The sequence below is a fragment of the Romboutsia sp. 1001216sp1 genome (assembly GCF_039841805.1).
Taxonomy (GTDB): Bacteria; Bacillota; Clostridia; order Peptostreptococcales; family Peptostreptococcaceae; genus Romboutsia_C; species Romboutsia_C hominis.
Genome location: NZ_JBDPHA010000003.1, coordinates 19167 through 43235, shown reverse-complemented (window position 1 = coordinate 43235; position 24069 = coordinate 19167). Strand labels below are relative to the sequence as shown.

Here is a 24069-nt window from a genome sequence, read left to right as displayed (position 1 = left end):
TGTTATATTATAAAAAACAGGTATGAGCTCATTTACTTTATATAAAAATAATCGGAAGGAGGCAATACATGAATTATACGTTTTTTTCAGAATTTCTTATGGTCACGAATTATATGACTTTAATATCAATAGCAATTTTAATAGGAATGTTTTTTGTAATAAATAAATTAAGTAAAAAGATAAAATTTAATAAATTAATGATTTTATCAATAGTATTAGGGATTGGACTAGGAGTATTAGTCCATGCTATAGCAGGATTCCCAGAAGATCCTACTAAGGTAACTTGGTTAACAGAAGTATCTAAATGGTATGGGCTATTTGGATATGGTTTTATGGATTTATTAAAAATGTTAGTAGTTCCACTTGTGTTTGTTTCAATAGTAAGAGTAATAATGAACTTAAAGCAAGGTGAAAACCTAGGTAAATTAACAGGAAAGACTATTGTAATGTTATTAGGAACAACAGCGATAGCAGCAATAATAGGTATAGTAGTTGGAAATTTATTTAACTTAGGAGTAGGACACGAAGCGATAGTAAAAAGTGGAGAAATAAGAGAGGTTACACCAATAGTCGATACTATAAGAGGTTTATTACCATCAAATCCAGTAAATGCAATGGCACAAGCTAATGTAGTTGCAGTAGTAATATTTGCAGGATTTTTAGGTATAGCAGTAAAGAGACTTAATAAAAAGTATTCAGAAATAATAAAACCATTTGTAGATTTAGTAGAAGCATTTTATAAAATAATAATAAGTGTTTCTATAACAGTAATAAAACTAATGCCTTATGCAGTAGTTGCTTTAATGGCTACTACGATAATAGATAGAGGTGTAACATCAATATTAGATGTTATGGACTTTATAATAGCTCTTTATGTAAGTGTAGCAATAATGTTTATTGTACATTTAGTAATAATAACTTTAAGTGGGGTAAATCCTATAAAATACTTAAAAAATGTATCTAAACCACTTATATTAGCATTTACATCTAGATCAAGTTTAGGAACATTGCCTGTAACAATAGAAACACTTACAGATAATGTTAAAGTAGATCAAGGTATAGCAAGTTTTGTAGGAAGTTTAGGTTCTAATATGGGAATGAACGGTTGTGCAGGAATCTATCCAGCATTAATGGCAATTACTGTAGCTAATATGTCTGGTACTCCTATGAACTTTAGTTTTTATATCATGTTACTTATAGTAATAACTATAAGTTCGTTAGGAATAGCTGGGATACCAGGTACTGCAACAATGTCAGTTTCAGTAGTTATATCAGGTATGGGTATGGGAGCATATTTCCCGCTATTAGGTGGAATACTTGCTATAGATCCAATATTAGATATGGGACGTACAATGCTTAATGTTAATGGAACTATGGCTTCAGCAATAGCAGTTGCTAGTTCATTAGATAAAATTGAAAAAGATAAAATAAGTTAATAAAATCTATAAAAAACCTTCAAACAACTATTAATTATTTGAAGGTTTTTTATTAGTTTTTTATATGAATATTTTTATTAAGAAATCTTTGAATTTATACATATACTATTTTCTTTAATTATTAGTTTGCCTAAAAAAGCTCCAATTAGTGCAGGAATAACCCAGTTAAATCCTATATTAGCAAATGGAAGATTGTTAATAAAAGGGATATTTATACCTAGATTACTAAGTACTGTAAGCAAGCTTGTTAATAATGTTGCATAAGCAGCACCCTTAAAAGCAGAATCTCTCTTAAATATTTTTCCAAACAAGCTCATTAGAACTAAAACTATTGAAACAGGATATAACACTGTTAGTATAGGAGCAGCAATAGCTATTATTTTATCTACGCCTAAATTAGAAAATATGGCACTAAATACACATATAAAGGTTACTATGTATTCATATTTTAGTTTTCTATTAGTTACATCTTCGAAATACTTAGCTGTAACAGAAGTTAATCCTATGGAAGTTGTTAAGCAAGCAAATGCAACAACTATACTTAATAATATAGTACCAGTATTTCCTAATAAAAGATTTGTTATATTAACTAGTAATTCTGTCTGAGAAATGCTAGCATCATACACCGTAGAAACTGTAGCTCCAAGATAAGCTAGTCCACCATAAACTAGTGTAAGCCCAATACCTGCAATTAAAGATGCTTTTATCGTAAGGCTTATATTTTCTTTTTTATTTCTGTAACCTTTACTTAAGAAAGATGACATAACAAGTGCAGTTATACCACCTAATCCAAGGGCATCCATAGTTTGATAACCTTGAGTTACACCTCTCATAAATAGATTATCAGAAGAAATATTAGTATTTAACTCACCAATAGGAGATAATATCCCCTTGATTATTAAGATCGCTAACGCTGCTAAAAGTATAGGCGTTAAAAATTTACCTATAATATCCATAACCTTACTTGGTTTTATAGTTAATATAAACACTAGTGTAAAGAATAAAATTGAAAATATTATTGGATTAAATGAGTTATTTAGAGGAAGTATACTCATTTCAAATGTAGTTGCACCAGTTCTAGGCACTACTAATATTGGACCTAAGCACAACATCATTATTACTTCTAAAGTAAGCCCAAATCTTTTGCCAGCTTTTCCAATAACATCTTGGAATGAACCAGCCTTTGCTATTGCATTGATAGAAAGTAGTATTATACCAACATCTGCAATTATAAACCCTAAGAAACTCATTAGCCAATTGCTACCAGAGGTAACACCTATGTATGGTGGGAAAATCAAATTACCTGCTCCAAAGAACATTGAAAATAGTGCGAAACCAATAACAATAATATCAATATTTTTTTTCATAATAACACCTCTTTTTTATTTTATATATAAAAAAGCCACATAGTATGTACCATGTGACTTTTATTTTGCCTAGGATAAATAAAAAAGCCACATAGTATTATCTATGTGGCTTTACATAACAAGTTAGCTTTCACCATCATAGATACAAACAAGTACCAGTTTGTATCTACGATTAATCTATCGTTCATAAATACAAACCAACTACAATAGCCAAAAGCTAAAATAAGATATATTTAATTGTTTATTGTTAGTTAGATTTGTATTAATTATCATATTTATATTCTCCTAAAAAATTTATATTTAAATTGATTATATATAGTTAAAGGGAATATGTCAATAATATTTTTCAGAAAATTTATACAAATTATTTTATAATTAAAGTAAAAAATATTTTATAAATATGCAGTAAATTATAAAGGCTTAAGTAATAGCAATTATAGAAAAAAATAAAAATTTAGTGTATATTAGTTAAATGCTAATATAAAAGTAATAAAATAAAAAGACAATCATAATACAATAAAACATTGAAATAAAATAAACATATTAGCCATATTCTATGATGGTTAATAAAACAATAATAGTAAAATTAGATAAGGTGGAATTAAATGAATAATAAATTTGAGAGTTTAAAATTAAATAAAGATATATTAAAAGCATTGTATAATTTAGGCTATAATTCACCATCGAAAGTTCAGAGTGAAGTTATACCAAGGTTATTAAGATATGAAAATATAATAGTCAAATCAAAAACTGGGAGTGGAAAAACTGCGAGCTTTGCTATACCAATATGTGAAACAGTAGAAGTGGATAATAACAATCTTCAAGCACTAATAGTTGTACCCACTAGAGAGTTAGCACTTCAAGTAAAAGAAGAGATATCTAATATAGGTAGATTGAAGAAAATAAGATGTAGTGCTATATTTGGAAAACAACCTATGAAAGATCAAATAAAGGAGTTAAAGCAAAGAGTTCATATTGTAGTAGCAACTCCAGGAAGAATAATTGATCATATAAGTAGGGGTACAATTAACCTTGAAAGTATAAGATATTTTATAATTGATGAAGCAGATAAAATGCTTAAAAAAGGGTTTGTAGAAGATATGGAGTTTATATTTAATAGTATACCTAAAAATAGCATTAAAGGACTATTCTCAGCGGCTATAGATAAAGATATAAAAAATATTTGCTTAGAATATATGAAAGATGCAGAAATGGTAGAAGTAAAAAATGAAAATTTATTAAATAATAAACAAATATCAGAAAAGACAGTCAAAGTAGAGGATAAAAAAAAGTATGATACTTTAAAAAATATAATATATTCTCAGGCTCCAGTATCAGTTATGATATTTTGCAATACAAAAGAAACTGTTACAAAACTTTATAAAAATTTAAAGGAAGATAGGTTTTTAGTAACAGAACTTCATGGTGATATGTCTCAAGACAAAAGAAATTTTACGATAAAAGATTTTAAAAATGGTAAGTTTAATATACTAGTAAGTACAGATGTAGCTGGTAGAGGTATACATATAGATGACATATCTTTAGTTATAAATTTTAATGTGCCTAGAGATAAAGAAAACTATATACATAGAATAGGTAGGACAGGTAGAAAAAAAAGCTTTGGAAAATCTATAACTATGGTAAATCAAAAAGATGAAAAGTATATGGAAGAAATAGAACATTATATTGGATATAAAATAGAAGATCTAGATGACATAAAAAAAGAAGATATTGCTTTAGGAAAAGCTAAGTTTGAAGAAAATAATAAAAAAGTTTTAAAAAATAGAAAAAATAGAAATGAAGAAAAAAAGGTTCACAGTGAAGTAACGAGACTATACCTAAATGCTGGAAAGAAAAAGAAAATAAGAGTTATAGATATTGTTGGAGCTCTTAATAGTATAGAGGGAATAAATAATGAAGATATAGGTGTAATAGAGGTACAAGACCTTTGTTCTTATGTAGATATATTAAATCACAAAGGTGAAATTATATTAAAGAAGTATAAAGAGATTAGTGTAAAAAAGAAGATGGTAAAAATAAAAAAAGATAGTAGATAAAAAACCCCCTTAACTTCTATAATACACCAAAAAAATATATAATAATAGCCTTAAAATGTAATTGTTTTCCTGTTATTATTTAAATATACAAGATAACTTGTATATTTAAAAATGTAGTCCAGATACAGGAGGTACATACTATGAGCGTAAAAATAATTTCAAAGCATGTAAAAGTTACAGAGGCAATAAGAGAAAAAATTGAAAGTAAGTTTGAAAAGCTAGAAAAATATATTAATGATGATTTTGATGTACATGTTAAAATAGATGTAAAGAGAAAAAATCAAAGTATTGAAGCGACAGTATATACTAAACATGGAACTATCGTTAGAGCTGAAGAATGCCAAGAAGATTTATATTCAGCAATAGACTTATTATATGATAAGCTTTATAAACAGCTTAGAAAATACAAAACACAAATGATAAGAAGAAATAGAAAAAATGAAAGTATAAGATTTGATAATATAGAGGAATATGAAGAAATAGATTTAGATGACGATGTAATAAAAAGAAGAAAGAAATTTAAAATGGACAAGCCAATAACTCCAGAAGATGCAATTGTTCAAATGAATTTATTAGGACATCAATTCTTTTTATTTAGAAATATAGAGACAAATAAAACAAGTATTATATATAAAAGACATGATGGATATGGCCTTATAGAACAAGTGTAATACCATAAACATTTAATAATAAAAAACGTATTGAAAATTTCAATACGTTTTTTATTATTAAAAAATAGCTTATTATTATTAATATAACTTGAATTATTTAGATTTTAGTTTTATACATTTTTTTGATATATAAAATATAATAAAACCAGCTAGACAAGTTGCTAGAGCTATAATTATATGTAAATCCACATCATACTCAAATACATAAGAACAAGCATTATCTAAAGCATGAAATAATATACAAAGCCAAATGCTATTAGTTTCCATGTATATGTAAGTAAGTACAAAAGAAGAAGCAATACAACTAAGAGCAAATGGAATAAAACTAGTATGTTGTTGTGGTGTACCAACTACAAACCATAAAGGTAGATGCCATAAGGACCAAATAATACCTATTATTAGAGAACTTTTAAAAGGAGAATATTTCTTTAGTAATTTAGGAAGTAAAAAACCTCTCCATCCTATTTCCTCTAATCCTCCCCCAAATATCATTATAGGAGTTAACCAACTTAAAAATATTAATGGGGATTTTAGTAAGGCACCATAGCCTCTAAACATTTCAACTACTATATATGGAACGGTCCAAAGTATTAAAGCGGCAATAATAACATATAAATATTCCTTTAGACTCCTGTTTGCATTTACACAGTTCCTTAAAAATCTATCAAATTCATCTTTAGACAAAAACTTTTTAGCGGTAATTAATCCAGCTAAAGCAGGAGAATACCCTGAAAGTGCATAAAATAACATAAAAATAGGAGAACCATATATTAAAATATTGAGTTGTGTTGTAGATATAGTTACTGTAAATCCAATTATACAAAAAAGTATTAGTACTATAAAAAAGTACTTTGTATCTTTTGAAATCAATTTTTTTCGCCTCCGAATTTTTTATAAGAATTAATTTATAGAATAATTCAAAGTATATTGAAATTATTGAATAACTATATAATTATTATACATAAGAAATCTAACTAATTTAATAGGGAAATTAAATAAAATTCGTATAATAAATATATATATAGTTTATTTATAAACTAATAATTTGTTGATTATGAAAATACATTGTGCTACACTCAACTTGTAAAAATAAATAAAAGCTAGGGGAGCTATGATTGGATAGCTGAGAAGTAAAGCCATAACTTTCAGACTCTAAGAACCTGATTAAGATAATTCTTACGTAGGGAAGCTCGTATATTTTAATGTACCTAGATTTTTAGTTAAATAAGGCGCTCTCTATAAAAAGAGAGTGCTTTTTTAATGCTATTAAAGTTAAATTTATATAATTATTTTTATATCTTATAAAAGATAATCCTTAAAAGGAGGAAATGTAAGTGAAGGTAAATGGGGAAGAGTTTGAATTTAAATCAGATATGACAATATCAAAGTTATTAGAAGATATTGGAGTAAAAAAAGATAGCGTAGTAGTAGAGATAAATTTAAACATAATTGAAAATAATCAATACGATAGCTATATACTAAGAGAAGAAGATGTTATAGAAGTCATAAGGTTTGTTGGAGGGGGATAAGATGCAACTTTTTATAAATGAGCTACTTGTAAATATTGATGAAGATATAGTTACAGTAGATAAAGTTAAAGAAAAATATAAAAAAGATGCAGATATAATAATACTAAATGGTCATCCAGTAGATGCATATGTAGATTTAGAATTATATGAAAATGATAGAGTTACATTAATAAAAAGGGGTGAAATTCCAAAATTTGAAGAATTAGAAAATCTTATGGTTAGCAGACATACTCCAAATGTTCACTACAAATTAAAAAATGGAAAAGTAGCAATATTAGGTATTGGTGGATTGGGTTCAAATATAGCTATATCTTTAGCTAGAATAGGCGTAGGAACATTAATACTAGCAGACTTTGATATAGTAGAACCATCTAATTTAAATAGACAACAATATTTTATAAATGATATAGGAAAATATAAAACCGAGGCACTTAAAAATAATATAGAAAATATTAATCCATTTATAGAAGTTGAAACTATAAACAAAATAATAGATTCATCAAATATACATGAATTTGGGAACGTAGATATAATAATAGAGGCTTTTGATAATCCAAAGTACAAAGCAGAAATTGCAAATAACATTTTAACTAAAATGAGAGATAAATATTTAATATCCTCATCTGGAGTGGCAGGATATTATGATTCTAACATAATAAAAACAAGAAAAATCAGAGATAAATTTTACATATGTGGAGATGAGATAAATGAAGCTAAAGAAGGTGATGGGCTTATGGCACCAAGGGTGGCTATATGTGCTAATCACATGGCTAATTTAGCAACAAAAATATTGATAGAAGACAAATAAGATTATGTGGGGGATAAAAATGGATAAATTAATATTAAACGGACATGAGTTTAATAGTAGACTTTTAATAGGAACGGGAAAATATAGTTCAAATGATATGTTACCAAGAGTAATAGAGTCAAGTAACAGTGAAATAATAACTATGGCACTAAGAAGAGTAGACTTAGACAATACAGAAGAAAATATACTATCACATATACCTAGCAATATGACAATACTTCCTAATACATCAGGAGCGACTAATCATATGGAAGCTGTTAGGATAGCAAGAATAGCTAGAAAAATGGGATGTGGAAACTTTATAAAAATAGAAGTAATAAGTGATACAAAATACTTATTACCCGATAATGAAGAAACTATAAAAGCAACTAAAATACTTGCTGATGAAGGATTTGTAGTTCTTCCATATATGAGTCCAGATCTATATGCAGGCAAAAGGCTAATAGAAGCAGGGGCAGCAGCAGTTATGCCACTTGGGGCACCAATAGGTTCTAATAGAGGGCTTAAAATGAAAGAAATGATAAAAATAATGATAGAAGAATTAGATATACCAATAATAGTAGATGCAGGAATTGGAAAACCATCTCAGGCTATGGAAGCTATGGAAATGGGGGCAGCAGCAGTACTTGTAAACACTGCAATAGCTAGTGCAGGCGACCCTATAAAAATGGCGAATGCTTTCAAATTAGCAGTTGAAGGTGGAAGAGAAGCATATTTAGCTAAAACAGGAAGAGTAAGCAATTTTGCAAATGCATCTTCACCTCTTACTGGATTTTTAAGTGAAGTAGGTGTTTAATTTGAGTTTTTATAATGTTATAGAAAAGTATAAAGATATTGATATAGATAAATATCTAGAAAATGTATCAAATTATGATGTTTTAAGAAGTTTAGAAAAGGATAATTTAGATGAATATGATTTATTAAATTTATTATCGAAAAAAGCCACTAAATACCTGGAAGAAATGGCACAAAAAGCACACGAGATAACTAATAGATATTTTGGAAAGACTATACTTTTGTATACTCCTATGTATATAGCAAACTATTGTGTAAATAAATGTCTATACTGTGGATATAATATAGATTCTGGAATAAGTAGAAAAAAGCTCAACATTAATGAAATTAAAATAGAAGGAAATGAAATATCTAAAGAGGGATTTAAGCATTTGTTGCTTTTAACTGGAGAAAGTAAGATTCATTCAGACGTAGAGTATATAGGTGAAGCTGTAGAAGTTCTTAAAGATAAATTTCCATCTATTACAATAGAAGTTTATCCAATGGATGAAGAAGAGTATAAATATTTAGTAGATAAAGGCGTTGAAGGGCTTACTGTATACCAAGAAGTATATGATGAAAATATTTATAAAGAGGTACATTTAAAAGGTCCAAAATCTAATTATAAATATAGATTAGACTCACCAGAAAGAGGAATAAAAGCTGGAATGAGAAGTGTATCAATAGGTTCGTTACTTGGTCTTAATGATTTTAGAAAAGAAACTTTTTTTACATTAATGCATGGAAGATATTTAAGAAAAAAATATCCACATGTAGACGTTTCATACTCAATACCTAGAATAAGACCATTTAAGGGATGTTATGAAAAAATAATTGATATCAATGATAATGATTTAGTACAAGCTATGGTTGTTATGAGATTATTTGATAATCAAGGTGGTATAAATTTATCGACTAGAGAAAGCTTATCATTGCGAAGAAATTTAATACCTTTGGGAGTTACAAAATTAAGTGCAGGTGTATCAACAAATGTAGGAGGGCATTCTCAAAATAGTAAAGATACATCTCAATTTAAAATTAGTGATGAAAGTAGTGTTAGTGATATAAAAGCCATGTTAAAAGATATTGGATACCAACAAATATTTAAAGATTGGGAAAGGTTTTAATGTATCTAATAACGAATAGGCATCTATGCAAATATGATAGGTATATTGAAGTTATAAAAGAAGCATCTTATTGTGGCGTTAAAAATATAATACTAAGAGAAAAAGATCTGAGTAATGATGAGCTAGAAAATTTATATCTTAAGATTAAAAAAAATATAAATAAAGATACTAAGATAATAATAAATAGCAATATAGAAGTATTTAAAAGAGTTGATGCCGACGGTATACATTTACCATTTGATAAGTTTATAGATATTTATGATGAAAAAAATAAAAAAGATACAAATGAGTATATAGATATCAAAAACTTTAATAAAATATTAGGAGTATCAACTCATAGTATAAAAGATATAGTAGAAGTACTAAAAAGAAATGCAGATTATATATTTTTATCACACATATATGAAACTAAATGTAAGGAAAACTTAAAACCTAAAGGAATTGAAATATTAAAAGAGGCCAATTCTTTACTTACTAATTCAAATATAAATTTAATTGCATTAGGTGGAATAACACCTAGCAATGTCAAATACATAGTAGATTATTGTGATGATATAGCTGTTATGTCTAACCTAATGAGTAGTAAAAATATAAAAAAAACAATAAATGAATATAATATAGATTAAAAGTTAGCGTCTAAAATAATTTTTATTATTTTAGACGCTAACTTTTATTATAAATAGGTATTTTTATGTATTTTACTATTTAAAATAGTTACAATCTTTGATCTAGTAAAGGATTAGAATTTAAAGTTAATACCATTTAAATCATGAGTTTTATTTAGATAAATTAACTTTTATTGAGATTTTTATTACATAATCATCATATTCTTGAACTGCTAAATCATCAAGTATTATATCTTCATAGAAATGACCTTGAACAGATAGATTATTTTCTTCTATAAACTTTAAAATCTTATTATAAGTAATGCTAGTGTTATAATAACTACCCCTATGATATGCAACAATGTACAATCCCTTAGCTTTAGTAAAATTAGAATATTCTTTATTAGGAAGTTTATTATATATATATTTATAATCTAAGTAATTACCATTAGCTATATCACTGTATTCAAGCATTTCACCTAAAAAATGGGGGTAAGCTATACCTCTATCTTCACAACGACCTATATGAGCAGAAAAAGCCTCATAAACTTCTTTATCTGTAGAACAATTAAAAACTTTTGAAATAAATATGTATTCTTCTTGTAATGGTAAAATGCTGACTTTATCTGTATAATTATTAATAAAATCTTTGGAGTATTCAATTTTTCTATCAATAAAGAGTTTTATCTGGTTTAACTTATCTATTTTATTGATTACATTTATACGTTCCTTTTCTAGTAAATTAATTAATTCATTGGGATTTCTCTTACTTAAGTATTCTTTTATTTCTTTTAAAGGCATACCAATATCCTTTAGCATTGTTATAGCTCCAAACGTTTCTATTTGTTGATAAGAATAATATCTATAATTATTATCTCCTTTTATTTCAGGAGAAAAAATTCCAACTTGATCGTAATGATAAAGAGTTTGCTTACTAGTTTTGCAAAGCTTAGCAAATTCTCCAGTAGTAAAATGTATATTCTTATTAATTTTCATATAAAACACTCCAGATAATATAATAGTTTAATTATAAATATAACACAAAATGTTTAAGATTAAACTAATTAGCATTAATTTATGATAGTCTCCAATTCAAAAGTAAATACTATAAAAATAATAAAATTTTTATAATAGGAAGATATGGAAAGTGTAAGGGAAGTTTTAACAAATGGAAATTTTACTTATTAGTAAAAATTAAATTAAAATTTTTTAAGGAAAATATAAGTATTTTATATCCACAAATGGATATTAATTAAAAAAAAGAAGATAAGTAGATTTTATTGCAAAAATTATGGTGTATTTGATTTTGTATAATGAACAAACTAATGTTAAATAGATTATAAAAAGGAGTGAAGGTAGTGGAAGATAATAATTCTTTTATGGATGGATTAAGAAATTTGGGAAAGCAACTACTTTACACAGAAAGTGAGAATACAAATACTGATAGAGAGAATATAACAGAAATAAACAGTAATGGGAATAAAAGATGTATAACTAGAGCAGGCGCAGGGCCTAAAAGTCATAATAGAGTAGGTAACCCAAATAATAAATTTAGATAAATAATAAAATAATATCATTATGGAGGTAGTAATATGAAAAAAGGATTAATACCAGTAGCTTTAGGAACAGTAGTAACAGCAACAGGATTGATGTTAGATGCTAAGCAAAATAAAAAAGAGAAGTTCAATAGAAAAGATTATAAAAATATGGCAGGTGCACTTCTAGTGGGAGCAGGAGTTGCTCATATTGCCTTAGGTGGAATAGACATAGCTAAATATTAAAATAAGAGGAGATTATTCATTCTCCTCTTATTTTATATTATATTTAGAAATCACTATTATTAGGTGCTTGTCATATAAATGAAAACAAGTCGTTAATATATGTAAGAGCTTATTTTTGTTTTTGAAGATAAAAATTTAAATTAATAATTATTAATAAATAAAAAAATATTGACAATGATAATAATTATCAATACAATAAAAGTAAGTTGAAAATTAATTTCAAGAGATATGTGTTTTCATATAAGGTTATAGCTAGGAGGAAAGATGAAGAAAAGATACTTAGGAATAATATTGATAATATTATCTGCAATATCAGTATTTTTAGGAGTACATAACATAAAGATAGTAGATATATTAACTTTAAATGAAGAACAATTAAATATTTTATTAATAAGCAGATTGCCTAGATTAATAAGTATATTAGTTGCAGGAATAGGAATGAGTATATGCGGTCTTATAATGCAACAAATAAGTAGAAATAAATTTGTATCTCCGACAACAGGAGCTACTATTGATTCAGCTCAATTAGGATTGATATTTGCGATGCTAATTCTACCAAATGCAACTATGGGTAGCAAAATGATAACATCTTTTGCATTTGCTCTTGGTGGAACCTTTATTTTCATGAAAATATTAAAAAGCCTAAAGTTTAAAAATGCTGTATTTGTACCGTTAGTTGGTATAATGTTTGGGAATATAATAGGATCAATGACGACTTTTATAGCATACAAATATGATTTAATGCAAGATATAACTTCTTGGATGCAAGGAAATTTCTCGATGATACTTAAAGGAAATTATGAAATATTATACATAACAATACCAATGATAATACTTGCATATATTTATGCAAATAAATTTACTATAGCAGGTATGGGTGAGGATTTTGCAACAAATCTAGGGCTTAATTACAATAAGGTTGTGAACTTAGGATTAATTATTGTAGCAATAGTTACGGTATGCGTAGTAATAACAGTAGGAAGTATACCTTTTATAGGATTAATAGTACCAAATATAGTATCAATTTATAAAGGGGACAATGTAAAAGATAGTATATGGCATACAGGATTATTTGGAGCAATATTTGTATTAACATGTGATATATTCTCAAGAGTTGTGATATATCCTTATGAAATACCTATAGGATTAACAGTTGGTGTTATAGGAAGTATAGTTTTCCTTTATATGATATTAAGGAGGAAGTCATATGCAAGTTAGTAGTGTAAATAAATTACCTAGTAAAAATATAAACATTAGATTACAAAAAGAAAATAGACAAAAAAGAATTATATATGTAATAGGACTAATGGTTATTGCATTCTCAGCACTATTCTTAACAGCAGGGGTAAATCTAGAACACATAGATTATGCTATGAGTCAAAGAATACCTAAGTTAATAGCAATAGTATTAACAGGTGGATGTATAGCTTTTTCATCTATGATTTTTCAAACCATAACTAATAACAATATACTTACACCAAGTGTATTAGGCTTAGATTCTTTATACATATTAGTTCAGACGCTTATAGTATTTATTGTTGGAATAGATAGTAAATTTATAGCAAGTAAAAGTCATAACTTTTTATTATCAGTAGTAGTAATGGTTATAGCATCTTTTGTTTTATATAAAAAACTTTTTGAAAAAAGTGGAAATAATATATTTTTCTTACTTCTTGTAGGAATGATATTTGGAACTTTGTTTAAAAGTATGTCTACTTTCATGCAAGTTGTAATAGATCCAAATGAGTATGCTACTCTTCAAAATAGCTTACATGCAAGTTTTGGAAATGTAAATACAGAAATACTTTTAATAGCAGCCATAATGCTAATAGCAATAATACCATTTATATATGATGAACTTAAGTATTTAGATGTATTATGTTTAGGTAAAGATAATGCCATAAATTTAGGCGTGGATTATGATAAAGTTGTTAAAAAGATGATAATAGTAGTATCTATATTAGTATCAATATCTACAGCTTTAGTAGGTCCTATAACTTTCTTAGGACTATTAGTAGTAAACGTAACGAAGCAACTGCTAAGCACATATAAGCACAGTTACTTAATAGTAGCATCAATTCTTATAAGTATATCAACATTAGTTGGGGGACAATTCTTAGTAGAAAGAGTATTTAGCTTCAATACAACTCTAAGTGTAATTATAAACTTTGTAGGGGGAGTATATTTCATATACTTATTGCTAAAGGAGAGTAAAGCATAATGATAGTAGTAAAAGATATAATAAAAAAATATTCAAATAAACCAGTTGTTGATAATGTTTCAATAAATATAGAAAAAGGAAAAATAACATCTTTTATAGGACCAAATGGAGCTGGAAAAAGTACTGCCTTATCTATAATAACTAGATTAATGAAAAAAGATGGTGGAGAAGTTATTATAGATGGAAAAAGATTAGAAGATTGGGACAATAAAGAATTATCTACTAAGATAGCTATATTAAAACAATCTAATCATATAAATCTAAAGCTTACAATAAGGGAACTTGTTGCTTTTGGAAGGTTTCCACATAGCCAAGGAAGGCTTACAGAAGAAGATAATAAATATATAGATGAAGCAATAGAATATATGAAGCTTAAAGATATAGAAGATAGATACTTAGATGAATTAAGTGGAGGACAAAGACAAAGAGCTTATATAGCAATGGTTATAGCTCAAAATACAGAATATGTATTTTTAGATGAACCACTTAATAATTTAGACATGAAGCACTCAGTTGAAATGATGAAGGTACTTAGAAATTTATGTGATGAGCTAGGAAAGACTGTAATTTTAGTTATGCATGATATAAATTATACATCTTGTTATTCAGATTACATAGTAGCACTTAAAGATGGAAAAATAGCAAGGTATGGAAAGACTGATGAGATAATAAAAAAAGAAGTACTAGAAGAAATATATGAGATGGAATTTGATATCCAAGAGATAAATGGAGATAAAATTTGTATTTATTTCTAAAAAATTTAAAATTTTAATGATAAAGATAATCAATATAAAGTAATAAAAATTATTAGGAGGACTTATTATGAATAAAAAAGTAGCAGCTATATCAGGTTTAGTTATAGCAGGATTAATAGGAGGGGCATTAGTATTTTCAAATAAAGGCAATAAAGAAGTTGCATCTAAAGCAGATGAAACAGTTAAAGTAGAGCATGCCTTAGGAACTACAGAGGTAGGAGTTAATCCTAAGAGAGTGGTAGTTTTTGACTATGCAGCATTAGATGCAATGCAAAGTTTAGGTATAGATGGTGTAGTAGGAACTCCGCAATCATCTTCGATACCAGAATATTTAAGCGAATACAAAGGATCTAAATACGGAAATGTTGGAGGCTTAAAAGAACCAAACTTAGAAAAGGTAAATGAACTTAAGCCAGACTTAATAATAATAAATGGAAGGCAACATAGTTTCTATGATAAATTTACGGAAATAGCGCCAACTATATCATTATCAAAAGAAGATGGGAAGTACATGGAATCTTTTACTCACAATATGGAAGTTATAGGAGACATATTTGATAAAGAAGAACAGGTAGATACTGAGTTAGCGAAGATAAATAAAAAAGTAAAAGAAATAAATAATAAAGTAAAAGAAAAAGATTTAAATGCAACAACATTAATGGTTAGTGATGGATCATTGAGTGTACTTGGAGCAGAATCAAGATTTGGGATAATATATAAGAATTTAGGATTTAAAGAAACTGATGAAAATGTAAAAAATTCAGATCATGGACAAGATGTTTCATTTGAATATATAGCAAGTCAAGATTCAGATTATATATTTGTTGTTGATAAATCAGTTATATCTAGTGGCGAAGGTCAAAAGCCAGCACAGGAAATATTAAATAATGAATTAATAAATAATACTAGGGCAGCTAAAGATGGAAATATAGTTTATCTAGATACTCATTCATGGTATTTAAGTGATGGTGGAATAATATCTACAAATACTATGTTAGATGAGGTAGATGAAGCAATAAGCAAATAATACAAATAAATGTAATTTACTAAAAGTTGTATGAGGATGAGTGTAATTCTTATACAACTTTTATTCTTTGGTGCTCATTATATAAATTACATTATTTCTAAGAATAATATAGATATCATTTACTTATACATAAATTAGAAATATAATTATGTGGAGTACATAAAATTTTTAAAATATTATATACAGTATATAAATATATTGAAAGATGGAGGTAAACAATGATAAAAGAATTCATAAAATATTACAAACCTTATAAAAAATTGTTTGTACTTGATTTACTAGCTGCTTTCACGGTGGCACTATGTGACTTAGTTTATCCAATGATAACTAGAAGTATAATGGATGATGTTGTTCCAAATAAAGATACAAGAATGTTAGCTGTATTTGCAATATCTTTATTAGTTATATTTATTATAAAAGCAGGATTAAACTATTTTATGCAATATTGGGGGCATGTGGTTGGAGTAAGGATGCAAGCTGATATGAGAAGCTATGTATTTACTCATCTTCAAAAACTTCCAAGTTCTTATTTTAATAATAATAAAACAGGTGTTATAATGTCTAGAATAATAAATGACCTTATGGAAATATCTGAATTGGCTCATCATGGACCAGAAGACTTATTCATATCTATTGTAATGTTATTTGGTTCATTCTTTATACTATTAGGAATAAATATAGAACTTACACTAATAGTTTTTGCTATATTACCTATAATACTTTTATATGCTATAACTCAAAGAAAGAGAATGAATAAGGCATTTAAAGAAACTAGAGTAAAAACTGGTGATGTAAATGCTACTTTAGAAAATAGTATAGCAGGTATGAAAGTTACTAAATCATTCTGTACCCAAGAAGAGGAATTAGAAAAGTTTAATAAATCTAATAATATATTTAAATACGCGAGAGAAAGTGCATATAAAGTTATGGCACAGTATTTTTCAGGAATGTTTTTATTTATAGATTTATTAGAGCTAGTTGTTTTAATAGTAGCAGGATATTTCACTTATATGAACCGTATAACTTTAGGTGATTTTGCAGCGTATCTTTTATATGTAAAAATGTTTATACAACCAATTAGAAAATTAATAAACTTTACTGAACAATACCAAAATGGTATGACAGGATTTGAAAGATTTATGGAAATAATAAATGAAGAAACAGAAAAGGAAGCCAAAAATTCAATAGAACTTAGAAATGTAAAAGGTAATATAGAAATAGAAAATGTATCTTTTACATATGAAGATGAAAATCAAGTTTTAGATAATTTAAATTTATCTATAGAAGCGGGAAAAACAATAGCTTTAGTTGGTCCATCAGGCGGAGGAAAAACAACTCTATGTAACCTTATACCTAGGTTTTTTGATTTTGACGAAGGTAGTATAAAAATAGATGGAATAAATATTAAAGACGTAAGTTTAGATTCCTTAAGAAAAAATATAGGTGTTGTAGCACAGGATGTATTTTTATTTACAGGAACTATAAGAGATAATATTGTAATAGGAAAAACTGGTGCTACTGATGAAGAAATAGTAGACGCTTGTAAAAAGGCTAAAATACATGATTTTATACAAACTCTTCCTAAAGGTTATGATACATATATAGGAGAAAGAGGAGTTAAATTATCAGGAGGACAAAAACAAAGAATTTCTATAGCTAGGATATTCTTAAAAAATCCTCCAATAATGATACTAGATGAAGCGACATCAGCCCTTGACAACGTTACAGAATATGAAATACAAAAATCATTAGAAGAATTAAGCAAAGATAGAACAAATTTAGTTGTAGCTCATAGATTATCAACTATAAAAAATGCAGATGAGATAGTAGTATTAACGGAAAAAGGTATAGAGGAGAGAGGAACTCATAAGGAACTTATAGAAAAAGGTGGAGTTTATTCAAAACTTCATAGGAAATAGTATGTTAGATATAATAAAAAGATGATTCTAATATTAGAATCATCTTTTTTTGTTATAAATCAACCCAAGTTGATTTACCTGTATATATAAATTCTGTATGTCTACATTTAGGACAGACGTAAATTTTAAATATTAAATGTTCCTCTACATCAAAGATAGCTTTAAAAAATCCACGGTCAGCCTCTTGCGAATCAAATCTATATTCTTTTAAAAATTCAAGGCTTGTGTCACATCTTAAACAGTTCATAAAGTATTCCCCCTAGTAAATAAGTAATTAGTATAATTGTAAGAGATATTTAGACGAATTTGGTTGCAATATGGTTACATATACCTAAATTATACAATAAGAGATATTAGAAAATTATAAAATCTTACAAAAGTGTAATGAAAATGAAAGATAAATAAATATGTAGATTTTTGGATTTAGTATAAAATACATATATAAGAAATCTAAGGAGGTTATTAAATGAATAATATATTAAAAGTTGAAAATATAGAAAAATACTATGGAAATAAAGACAATATAACAAAGGCAATTGATAATATAAGTTTTAGAGTAGATGAAGGAGAATTTGTTGGTATAATGGGTCCTTCAGGAAGTGGTAAGACAACTCTACTAAACTGTATATCGACAATAGACAATGTATCTACAGGAAATATAATAATAAATGGTCAAAATATAACGAATTTAAAATCAAAAAAACTAGATAAGTTTAGACAAAATGAATTAGGATTTATATTTCAGGACTTTAATCTTTTAGATACTTTAACAAATTATGAAAATATAGCATTAGCTCTTACTATAAAAGGAGAGAAGCCATCTAATATAGACTCTAAAGTAAAAGAAGTAGCAAAATATCTAGAAATAGAAAAAGCATTAAATAAATATCCATACCAAATATCAGGAGGACAAAAGCAAAGAGTAGCATCAGCAAGAGCGATTGTTACAAATTCATCACTTGTACTTGCAGATGAACCTACAGGAGCATTAGATTCAAAATCAGCAAGATTATTACTTGAAAGATTTGAAAGTTTAAATGAAGACTTAAAAACAACAATACTTATGGTTACACATGATGCCTTTACTGCAAGTTATGCTCATAGAATCTTATTTATAAAAGATGGAAAAATATTTAGTGAGTTAGTAAGAGGTAGTGATACTAGAAAAGAATTTTTCAACAGAATAATAGAAGTTATAACCCTTCTTGGAGGTGATGACAACGATGTATTCTAAGATAGCAATAGGAAATGTAAAAAAGAGTTTTAAAGATTATGCTATATATTTTTTAACACTAACTTTAGCTGTAAGTATATTCTATAGTTTTAACTCAATAGAATCTCAAAAAGCTATTTTAGAGATGAACAATTCAACAATGGGATTTGTAGATACACTATCTAAGATTATAGGTGGAATATCTGTATTTGTATCATTTATATTAGGTAGTTTAATAGTATATGCAAATAATTTTTTAATCAAAAAACGTAAAAAAGAGCTTGGAATATATATGACTTTAGGTATGGGTAAAGGAAAAATATCTAAAATACTAATTTTAGAAACACTTATAGTTGGGGTAATATCATTAGCAAGTGGGCTTATATTAGGACTAATAATGAGTCAAGGGTTATCATTATTTACATCTAAATTATTTGAAGTAAATATGAGTGAGTATAAATTTATTTTTTCTACAAGTGCAATAATCAAAACCATAATATACTTTGGAATAATATTTTTAATTGTTATGGCATTTAATGTAATTGTAATATCTAGATACAAGATAATAGATTTATTAACTGCAGGGAAAAAGAATGAAAATATAAGATTTAAAAATCCAATTATATACCTAATAACATTTATCTTATGCTTAATTTCAATAGGAACTGCATATAAGCTAATATTAGATGCTAAACTTAATATTGAAGATATAAGATTTTCAATGTCAATAGGACTTGGTGTGGTTGGTACATTCTTATTTTTCTATAGTTTAGCTGGATTTGGATTATATATATTTAAAAATAGTAAAAATATTTATTTTAGAGGATTAAATATTTTTATAACAAAGCAAATAAATAGCAAAGTTAATACAAACTTTATATCAATGTCTATTATATGTCTAATGTTATTTTTAACTATGGGAATGTTATCAACTGGAATAGGGTTTAAAAATGCATTAGAAAAAGGACTTGAGAAAACAACACCATTTGATGCTAGTGCGAGAGTATTTGCAAATGAAGATGATAAAATTAAAAGTATAAAAGATGCTTTAAATAATTTAGGATTTAAATTTAATGATAAAGACAAATATTTATACTATAATACATATGACTCAGGATTTGAGATAAAGAATCTAAATAAAGGTTTAGATAAGGAAAATCAAAAGAATTTAGACAAGATAGAGGACATAGGTGCTGATTTTATAAAAATATCAGAATACAATGACATAAGAAAGCTAGAGGGTAAAAAAAGTATAAGCTTAGGTAAGAATGAAGTTTTAATTATGTCAAATAATAATATGGCTAGCAAAATAATAAATAACTTTTTAGAAAATAATAAAGAGATAAAAATAGATAAAAAAAATTATAAGGTTAAAAATGAAAAGGCTATAGAGGACTCTCTTCATACAACTGCTTTAGCTGACAATATGTTTACTATAGTAGTTAATGATGATTTAACAAACAAACTTCAAGTTAGAGAATCTTATTTAAATGTGAATTTTGGAGAAAATAGCAAGAACTCAGAAGAAAAACTATCTAAATTATTTGATGATTTTAAAAATGGTAAGATTGACTATAAAAATTCAGCATTTATCTACGGAGAAACTAAGGTTCAAGTATATGCAGAAAGTAAAGGTATGACAACAATTATGTTATTTATAGGTATATACCTAGGAATAATATTCTTAATATCTAGTATGGCAGTATTAGCATTACAACAGTTATCAGAAGCAAGTGATAGTATAGAAAGATATAAATCACTAAGAAGAATAGGTGCAAATGATAAAATGATAAATAAGAGTATATTTATACAAACATTAATATATTTTAGTTTACCAATAGTACTTGCATTTATACATTCTATAGTTGGTATAAAAGTATCAAATGAGTTTATAGCTATGTATGGTAAGCCAGATATAGGATTATCATCTTTAGTAACTGCGTTAATATTTGTGTTTATATATGTTGGATATTTCTATGCAACTTATACTGGATATAAAAATATAGTCAAAAATTCATAATATAAAAATAAGCTAGATACAATATATGTATCTAGCTTGTTTTGTATATTAAAAAAGTATTTGTTTAATGTGGAACTTGTAGTAACTTAAAATATTAAACTAAAAAAGGAGCTATTAGAAATCTAATATAGCTCCTTTTTTAATTATTTACTTTAATCTTTCATCATCTTCATCTACATATTCTAATATGTCTCCAGGTTGACAGTTTAGTATTTTACATATTGAATCTAATGTAGTAAATCTTACAGCTTTGGCTTTATTATTTTTTAATATAGATAGATTAGCCATAGTTATACCAAGTTCCTTTGAAAGTTCGGTAGAACTAATCTTTCTTTTAGCCATCATAACATCTAAATTTACAAGAATTGGCATAAAATATTCCTCACTAAATTGTTTTATCATTTTCATCTTTTATCTTTGTAGCTGTCTCAAATAATTGAGATAAAGTAAGACATAATAATCCTATAACTAGGCAGATAAAAGTAACTACTATAATTGCTGGAATTATAAGAGTGTCATTAAATGGACTTACAAAGTATTTTAGATACAACATGCATACAGCAAATATAATAATCTCACTAAAAGAACATATAGATATAGTTTTTAGAGCTTTTGAGCTGGCCATAGTAAAAGGTATATTCTTTATAATTAATCTACAAAGCTTTTTTAATTTAAATAAAGATATCATATAAGGTATAAAACATAAGTATACGCAAATTGATACATTAATCATTATTGGGTTAAGTTGTGATATAGGTATTTGTGTTTTAAATAAAGCTATACTTATCATTGGTGTAGCTAGGAGCAAAACACCTGTAATAAATATTCCTATTAATATAATAACATTTAATATTTTAGAATTTAAGCTTTTTATCATTTTTATTTACCTCTCTTAAAAAATATATATTATACACCTATAATAAATATAAAATTATCGTTTGTCAATAAAAATACATAATATTACAATAATGTAATGTACAAAAAAACTGTAGATAGCAAAAGGCTTTTCTACAGCTTCAACTTTACTCTATATTTTCTCCGAAATTTTCACTTATTATTCGCGTATAACTTATAGATTTTGATATTCTGTCTAATATTTCTTCTTTTTTATCTAATACTATATCTTTTCTATCATTCCAAAGTGTATCAAATAAATTATTACACATATTTTTGAAATCATTATCACTTATTATAAAGTAATCATTTTGTCCTGAATTAGGATGTACTTTTGTAAACTTTAAATTCTTAGATAAATATAAAGATGGATTCTCTTTTTCTCTAAAATCATCAACAAAATCTCCATCAACTAATCGTATTTCAACATCATTAGATTCCATTAATATTTTTTCTATATATTCAATATGTCTTTCCCTTTCTTTGAATGTAAGAGTTACTGGTATATTGAAAAAGTGTAAGCAACCTGAAGACATATACTTTCTAAGTTCTGATTCATATATAAGTACTTTAAGATTAGATTTATAAGTAACATTATGAAGGAACACATTTATCTTTTTTAGCTCATTTATAATTTTTTTATTATCTCCAAAAACTCTTTCGGCAATCTCCATGAATAAATCCGGAGGCATAAAGAATTCATTAATAGAACCTAAAAGACATCTTAAATCATTGTTCATTATATATTGTATATAAGTTTGATTTTCTATCATAGAGGTACAATCTCTTTTGTCGTATAAAAGTTTTCCTTTATTTTTTAAAGTATACTTTATATTTGCATAAAAATCTTCTACTAATTTTCTGTCTTTAGAGGTTGTGGTAAACATACATTCACCTTCTTCAAAGAATAGATTTGTAGATAAGAATTTATTTTTAATTGCAAATATTGCAGTATTGGAATTTATACTACAGTTGTATAACTTAAAATTAAGTGAAGTAGATGTTGAAATTAAGTTTATAGCAAGGAGTGTATTAATAACGTCCTCATCTTCATAGTCATTAAGACCGATTAAAAAACTCGCTTTAACATTAACTTTTTTACTTAATTCATTTAAAAAAGCTTTCAAATTAGATAGTGTTAATTTATCTTTATGGTTTAGATAAAGTAAATTTACAGAAATCAGTACTTCTAAATCTTCATCTTTATCAGCATAAAAGCTCAATTCTTTAAAAAAGGTTTTATAAATTATGCCTGGATTAACTAAAGAAGTACTATTATAATATTCCTCTGAATGCGTAGTTTTAGGCATGGATTTTACCTGAGTATTGTTTACATTGACAGTATCCATATAAACTTCTTTGAGCTTAGTTTCTATATATTCTCCAATGAATTCATTACTGCTATCAGAAGATATTTCAAAATAATCTATTAAATTATCTAATGTATCGTCATTTAAAGACTCCATAATAAAGTCTGATATATTTTTACATATTTCATTTATTCTTTTTGAGCTTGGAAGATGTTTAGAAAGAATCCACTTATTTACATAAGAAACATCATAGCCTACATACTTTGCCAAACTACTTTTCTTTTGATTTGATAAGTATAGTAGATTCTCTAATAAACTTCCAAAAGTAATGGTTTTCAAGTTATATTCCCCCCAATAATTCGTTTTATGTCAGCTTTTAAATTATATTATATCACTTACTAAGGTATATTATAAGAGTTCGAAATAGATTGAAATATAATAAAATAGAAGCAATTTGAAGAAAGTTTTTTCAATGAAAAATGCAGAGGCATATAAAAAATGCCTTATATCCTTAAGTTTCGTTATTATTCGTAAAAGTAAGTAGATGATACGTGT

General features: G+C 26.4%; 24 protein-coding genes and 1 riboswitch. Of the genes, 17 read left to right on the top strand and 7 right to left on the bottom strand.

From position 1 onward, the window contains the following. Positions 1-68: 68 nt before the first annotated feature. Positions 69-1436, top strand: a complete 1368-nt coding sequence (locus tag ABHC41_RS04540) for a cation:dicarboxylase symporter family transporter (RefSeq protein ID WP_092922924.1) — start codon at positions 69-71, stop codon at positions 1434-1436. Positions 1437-1513: 77 nt separating this feature from the next. On the opposite strand, the gene brnQ is transcribed toward ABHC41_RS04540, so the two are convergent. After that, positions 1514-2803: a branched-chain amino acid transport system II carrier protein gene (gene brnQ, locus ABHC41_RS04535; RefSeq protein ID WP_092922927.1), complete on the bottom strand. Its 1290-nt coding sequence runs from the start codon at positions 2801-2803 to the stop codon at positions 1514-1516. A gap of 605 nt (positions 2804-3408) precedes the next feature. Between brnQ and ABHC41_RS04530 the strand changes: the two genes are divergently transcribed. Further along, entirely contained in the window at positions 3409-4860 is a 1452-nt protein-coding gene (locus tag ABHC41_RS04530; RefSeq protein WP_271893176.1) for a DEAD/DEAH box helicase, read from the top strand. Between the two features lie 140 nt (positions 4861-5000). Next, on the top strand, positions 5001-5531 hold the full coding sequence (gene raiA, locus ABHC41_RS04525) for a ribosome-associated translation inhibitor RaiA (RefSeq protein WP_092922933.1): 531 nt from the start codon (positions 5001-5003) through the stop codon (positions 5529-5531). Positions 5532-5624: 93 nt separating this feature from the next. On the opposite strand, the gene ABHC41_RS04520 is transcribed toward raiA, so the two are convergent. Next, positions 5625-6401, bottom strand: a complete 777-nt coding sequence (locus tag ABHC41_RS04520) for a type II CAAX endopeptidase family protein (protein ID WP_166504820.1) — start codon at positions 6399-6401, stop codon at positions 5625-5627. Between the two features lie 222 nt (positions 6402-6623). Then, positions 6624-6735, top strand: a riboswitch (TPP riboswitch). A gap of 130 nt (positions 6736-6865) precedes the next feature. On the opposite strand from ABHC41_RS04520, the gene thiS reads away from it, so the two are divergent. From thiS to ABHC41_RS04495, 5 genes are read left to right on the top strand one after another with little or no spacing between them, the layout of a single operon-like run. Continuing rightward, positions 6866-7060: a sulfur carrier protein ThiS gene (thiS, locus tag ABHC41_RS04515; protein ID WP_166504821.1), complete on the top strand. Its 195-nt coding sequence runs from the start codon at positions 6866-6868 to the stop codon at positions 7058-7060. 1 nt (position 7061) lies between these two features. Further along, entirely contained in the window at positions 7062-7868 is an 807-nt protein-coding gene (thiF, locus tag ABHC41_RS04510; RefSeq protein ID WP_166504822.1) for a sulfur carrier protein ThiS adenylyltransferase ThiF, read from the top strand. A 19-nt stretch (positions 7869-7887) separates the two neighbouring features. After that, positions 7888-8664, top strand: a complete 777-nt coding sequence (locus tag ABHC41_RS04505; RefSeq protein WP_166504823.1) for a thiazole synthase — start codon at positions 7888-7890, stop codon at positions 8662-8664. Position 8665: 1 nt separating this feature from the next. Beyond that, on the top strand, positions 8666-9769 hold the full coding sequence (gene thiH, locus ABHC41_RS04500) for a 2-iminoacetate synthase ThiH (RefSeq protein WP_092922948.1): 1104 nt from the start codon (positions 8666-8668) through the stop codon (positions 9767-9769). Then, complete coding sequence (locus tag ABHC41_RS04495) at positions 9769-10395, top strand: thiamine phosphate synthase (RefSeq protein WP_166504824.1); 627 nt, start codon at positions 9769-9771, stop codon at positions 10393-10395. The genes thiH and ABHC41_RS04495 overlap by 1 nt, the downstream gene beginning before the upstream one ends. 150 nt (positions 10396-10545) lie before the next feature. On the opposite strand, the gene ABHC41_RS04490 is transcribed toward ABHC41_RS04495, so the two are convergent. Further along, complete coding sequence (locus ABHC41_RS04490) at positions 10546-11370, bottom strand: MerR family transcriptional regulator (protein WP_092922954.1); 825 nt, start codon at positions 11368-11370, stop codon at positions 10546-10548. 362 nt (positions 11371-11732) lie between these two features. Between ABHC41_RS04490 and ABHC41_RS04485 the strand changes: the two genes are divergently transcribed. The 7 genes from ABHC41_RS04485 to ABHC41_RS04455 all read left to right on the top strand — a co-directional run bounded on the left by ABHC41_RS04485 (position 11733) and on the right by ABHC41_RS04455 (position 18077). Next, entirely contained in the window at positions 11733-11933 is a 201-nt protein-coding gene (locus tag ABHC41_RS04485) for a hypothetical protein (RefSeq protein ID WP_166504825.1), read from the top strand. A 33-nt stretch (positions 11934-11966) separates the two neighbouring features. After that, complete coding sequence (locus ABHC41_RS04480; protein WP_092922961.1) at positions 11967-12155, top strand: hypothetical protein; 189 nt, start codon at positions 11967-11969, stop codon at positions 12153-12155. A 264-nt stretch (positions 12156-12419) separates the two neighbouring features. After that, positions 12420-13373, top strand: coding sequence for an ABC transporter permease (locus ABHC41_RS04475; protein WP_271893170.1), 954 nt, complete (start codon positions 12420-12422; stop codon positions 13371-13373). Beyond that, the gene (locus tag ABHC41_RS04470; protein ID WP_330678017.1) at positions 13363-14376 is read left to right on the top strand and encodes an iron chelate uptake ABC transporter family permease subunit; all 1014 of its coding nucleotides are present in this window, start codon (positions 13363-13365) and stop codon (positions 14374-14376) included. The genes ABHC41_RS04475 and ABHC41_RS04470 overlap by 11 nt, the downstream gene beginning before the upstream one ends. Beyond that, a complete protein-coding gene (locus ABHC41_RS04465; protein WP_195940027.1) occupies positions 14376-15131 on the top strand; it encodes an ATP-binding cassette domain-containing protein in 756 nt (251 codons plus the stop codon). The genes ABHC41_RS04470 and ABHC41_RS04465 overlap by 1 nt, the downstream gene beginning before the upstream one ends. A 67-nt stretch (positions 15132-15198) precedes the next feature. After that, a complete protein-coding gene (locus tag ABHC41_RS04460; protein WP_271893167.1) occupies positions 15199-16158 on the top strand; it encodes a siderophore ABC transporter substrate-binding protein in 960 nt (319 codons plus the stop codon). A gap of 218 nt (positions 16159-16376) precedes the next feature. Next, positions 16377-18077 (top strand): ABC transporter ATP-binding protein, encoded by a 1701-nt coding sequence (locus tag ABHC41_RS04455; RefSeq protein ID WP_195940025.1) that lies wholly within the window; start codon positions 16377-16379, stop codon positions 18075-18077. Between the two features lie 52 nt (positions 18078-18129). Here the strand turns inward: ABHC41_RS04455 and ABHC41_RS04450 are convergent, their stop codons facing one another. Then, complete coding sequence (locus ABHC41_RS04450) at positions 18130-18324, bottom strand: hypothetical protein (protein ID WP_195940024.1); 195 nt, start codon at positions 18322-18324, stop codon at positions 18130-18132. Positions 18325-18543: 219 nt separating this feature from the next. Here ABHC41_RS04450 and ABHC41_RS04445 point away from each other — a divergent pair, with 219 nt between their 5' ends. After that, positions 18544-19311, top strand: coding sequence for an ABC transporter ATP-binding protein (locus ABHC41_RS04445; RefSeq protein ID WP_271893164.1), 768 nt, complete (start codon positions 18544-18546; stop codon positions 19309-19311). Beyond that, entirely contained in the window at positions 19301-21310 is a 2010-nt protein-coding gene (locus ABHC41_RS04440) for an FtsX-like permease family protein (protein WP_166504829.1), read from the top strand. The genes ABHC41_RS04445 and ABHC41_RS04440 overlap by 11 nt, the downstream gene beginning before the upstream one ends. A 147-nt stretch (positions 21311-21457) precedes the next feature. Here ABHC41_RS04440 and ABHC41_RS04435 read toward each other — a convergent pair whose 3' ends face one another. The 3 genes from ABHC41_RS04435 to ABHC41_RS04425 all read right to left on the bottom strand — a co-directional run bounded on the left by ABHC41_RS04435 (position 21458) and on the right by ABHC41_RS04425 (position 23853). Then, a complete protein-coding gene (locus tag ABHC41_RS04435) occupies positions 21458-21682 on the bottom strand; it encodes a helix-turn-helix transcriptional regulator (RefSeq protein ID WP_092923282.1) in 225 nt (74 codons plus the stop codon). Positions 21683-21695: 13 nt separating this feature from the next. Continuing rightward, complete coding sequence (locus ABHC41_RS04430) at positions 21696-22187, bottom strand: DUF2975 domain-containing protein (RefSeq protein WP_271893162.1); 492 nt, start codon at positions 22185-22187, stop codon at positions 21696-21698. A gap of 145 nt (positions 22188-22332) precedes the next feature. Then, the gene (locus ABHC41_RS04425) at positions 22333-23853 is read right to left on the bottom strand and encodes a hypothetical protein (RefSeq protein WP_092922991.1); all 1521 of its coding nucleotides are present in this window, start codon (positions 23851-23853) and stop codon (positions 22333-22335) included. Positions 23854-24069 lie beyond the last annotated feature (216 nt).